3 protein-coding genes are annotated in these 2,409 nt (G+C 73.4%); 1 reads left to right on the top strand and 2 read right to left on the bottom strand.

The window, feature by feature from the left end:
* The coding region (gene metE / locus SACHA_RS19865) for a 5-methyltetrahydropteroyltriglutamate--homocysteine S-methyltransferase (RefSeq protein WP_039737657.1) at positions 1 to 1,038 on the top strand (1,038 nt) is incomplete at its 5' end.
* 98 nt (positions 1,039 to 1,136) lie between these two features.
* Here metE and SACHA_RS0101985 read toward each other — a convergent pair.
* Together SACHA_RS0101985 and SACHA_RS19860 are read right to left on the bottom strand one after the other, a co-directional pair.
* Entirely contained in the window at positions 1,137 to 1,637 is a 501-nt protein-coding gene (locus SACHA_RS0101985; protein WP_019806789.1) for an excalibur calcium-binding domain-containing protein, read from the bottom strand.
* A 199-nt stretch (positions 1,638 to 1,836) separates the two neighbouring features.
* A partial coding sequence (locus SACHA_RS19860) for an AMIN-like domain-containing (lipo)protein (RefSeq protein ID WP_019806787.1) occupies positions 1,837 to 2,409 on the bottom strand: 573 nt, incomplete at its 5' end.

Here is a 2,409-nt window from a genome sequence, read left to right as displayed (position 1 = left end):
GCCCAACGGGAGTCGCTGCGGCTGCCGCCGCTGCCCACCACCACGATCGGGTCGTTCCCGCAGACCACGGACGTGCGGCAGGCGCGGGCGGCCCTGCGCAACGGCACGATCGACGACGCCGCGTACACCCGGCGGATGCGGGCCGAGATCGACCGGGTGATCGCGCTGCAGGAGGAGATCGGCCTGGACGTGCTGGTGCACGGCGAGCCGGAACGCAACGACATGGTGCAGTACTTCGCCGAGCACCTGGCGGGTTTCGTCAGCACCGCGCACGGCTGGGTCCAGTCGTACGGGTCGCGGTGTGTGCGCCCGCCGATCCTGTTCGGCGACGTCTCCCGCCCGGAGCCGATCACCGTCGGCTGGGCCGACTACGCCCAGCGCCGCACCGACCGGCCGGTGAAGGGGATGCTGACCGGCCCGGTGACCATCCTCGCGTGGTCGTTCGTACGCGACGACCAGCCGCTGGCCGACACCGCGCGGCAGGTGGCGCTGGCGATGCGGGACGAGGTGACCGACCTGGAGGCCGCCGGGCTGCGCGTGGTGCAGGTGGACGAGCCCGCCCTGCGCGAGCTGCTGCCGCTGCGGGCGGACGAGCGCGCGGCGTACAAGGAGTGGGCCGTGGAGGCGTTCCGCCTGGCCACCTCCGGCGCCGCCGAGGCCACCCAGATTCACACCCACCTGTGCTACTCCGAGTTCGGCGACGTCATCGACGCGATCGTGGCGCTGGACGCCGACGTCACCAGCATCGAGGCCGCCCGCTCCCGGATGGAGGTGCTCGGCGACCTCAACGCGGTCGGCTTCGACCGGGGTGTGGGGCCGGGGGTGTACGACATCCACTCGCCCCGCGTGCCTGGCCGGGCCGAGTTCGCCGACCTGCTGCGGGCGGCGCTGGCGGCGGTGCCCGCCGACCGGCTGTGGGTCAACCCGGACTGCGGTCTCAAGACCCGCGACTACGCCGAGGTGGTGCCCGCGCTGGAGAACCTGGTCGCCGCCGCCACCGAGGTCCGCGGCACCCGCGTCACCGTCCCGGCGGGCTGAGCACGGCCGGGTGAGCACAGCGCGGTGAGACGGGCCGTGGCCCCGTGCCCGATGGTCCGGCCGGACCGGTCGGGCACGGGGCCACGGCGTGGTTGTCGTCAGTCCACCCGGCCGGTACGCCGTACGACGACGGTGACGGCCGCCGCGGCACCCACGCCCGCGACACTGAGCATCATCGGTACGGCCGGGACGCCGCCGCCCGTGGCGGATCCGTCCCCGGTCTCGACAGCACCGGCGGGCATCTCACCCACCTGTCCGTCGGCGGCGTCCGCGGCCCCTGCGGCGGTGTCCGGTGCCGCCCCGGGGTCCCGCGTGTCCTGTTCGTCGGGCACGTCGGTGTCCCCCGGCGCGGGGGTTCCCTCGGTGCCGTCGTCGCTGTTCAGTGCCTCACAGGCGATGTTGTCGTCGTCGGCGTCGAGGCGGTGCCGATCGCCGGGGGCACTCTCGAACTCGGCCTGCGCCTCAGCCTGGCTGGAGAAGTCCGCGCAGTCGAGATCGCCCGGTTGCGCGGTCGCGCCTCCGGCGGCCCAGAGCATGCTGCCCGCCGCGACCGCGGCGGTGACGGTGGCTTTGCGGATGAGCATGGCGATGTCTCCCATCAGCCGTTCCCTCGGACACGGGCCACTCACACCAGCGTGTGAGTGGCCCGTCGAGAGGGTGATGACACCACCGCAACGGGCTAAGCGGCTCTCGGTCCAAACCCCTCCGAACGGGTGATACACACCGCCACTCCGGGCCGGCCGGACCAGTCGGCAGAGCCCACGGCCGCGCAGTCGACGGCCACGCGCACTTCCGCCGTCAGGACGGTTCGTGGGCGACGTCGACGACGAGTTTGCTCACGCCCTCCTCCTCGCTGCGCACGGTGAAGGCGCGGAAGGGTGCCTTCTCGTCCACGCCGACCGCGATCGTGGCCTGGCCCTCGAAAAAGCCCGCGTAACGAATCTCCCGCAGGGCCTCCCAACCCGCGAGTTCGCCGGTCGGGTGCAGCACATCGCCCGCACTGCCCAGCGGTGCGGGTCCGTCCGGGAACCCGGCGATGGAGGACCGCACGATCACGCGGAGAGTCGCGCCTCCCTCGACCGGGTACTCCTTGCCGGAGCCGTCGGCCCGGACCACCGGCTCGTAGCGGACCAGACCGCCCGGTTCGTCCATCCCGCGCACGTCGAACACCACCCGGTCGAAGCACGGGTGCTGCCCGACCCGGGTGCGGAACAGCTCGTCACCCGACGAGCCGGACACCTCGTCGGGTCGTTCGTTCCACCCGTCCACCACGTCGCACGAGGCCGCCGACGCGGTCGGGTCGGCGGGTGAGACCGGCGCGGACGACGGGGCCGGGGGCTCCGTCGTCGCCGTCGCGGACGGACCGCCGTC

Origin of the sequence: Saccharomonospora halophila 8 (genome assembly GCF_000383775.1) — a bacterium.
GTDB lineage: Bacteria > Actinomycetota > Actinomycetes > Mycobacteriales > Pseudonocardiaceae > Saccharomonospora > Saccharomonospora halophila.
Note: the sequence above shows the minus strand (reverse complement) of the source record. Positions and strands in the feature narration are given on the sequence as shown.

Bases quoted from the DNA above. Each gene is read 5' to 3' on its own strand.
- SACHA_RS0101985 (WP_019806789.1), bottom strand. From the start codon at position 1,637: ATGGGAGACATCGCCATGCTCATCCGCAAAGCCACCGTCACCGCCGCG.